Below are 310 nucleotides of genomic sequence, written 5' to 3'. Positions count from 1 at the left end.
GAAGGCTATGGTAAAGAGGGCATTCGCGAGTTAGCGAATATCTGTCGTGAACAGATGAAAGAGAAGCTTGAATCGTTAGATGAAGAAGTCAAACAGCGCAACGCTGCTTAAGTTTTACTGCGATATCATCACGAGAAAACAATAAAAAACGGGTAGCCTGAGCTACCCGTTTTTTTATGTTTGTCAGCAAGTGCAATTATTTGCGAACAGCGATTGCTTCAATCTCGATGCCAACATCTTTTGGTAGGCGAGCCACTTCTACACAAGAGCGTGCAGGGTAGTTTGCTACGCCGTGCTCATCAAAGAACTT

The 310-nt window shown here is 43.9% G+C and carries 1 protein-coding gene and 1 pseudogene; one reads left to right on the top strand and one right to left on the bottom strand.

Annotated elements, in window-relative coordinates; genetic code table 11:
- A pseudogene (locus IQR33_RS09240) lies at window positions 1–111 on the top strand (1-acyl-sn-glycerol-3-phosphate acyltransferase); the annotation flags it as partial.
- Window positions 112–196: 85 nt separating this feature from the next.
- Here the strand turns inward: IQR33_RS09240 and IQR33_RS09235 are convergent.
- On the bottom strand, window positions 197–310 hold a 114-nt coding region (locus IQR33_RS09235; RefSeq protein ID WP_265575781.1), incomplete at its 5' end, for a Rid family hydrolase.

This window comes from Vibrio sp. OPT46 (genome assembly GCF_015163535.1).
Lineage (GTDB): Bacteria > Pseudomonadota > Gammaproteobacteria > Enterobacterales > Vibrionaceae > Vibrio > Vibrio alginolyticus.
The sequence above is the reverse complement of the archived record's forward strand: the minus strand, read 5'-3'. Positions and strand labels throughout refer to the sequence as shown.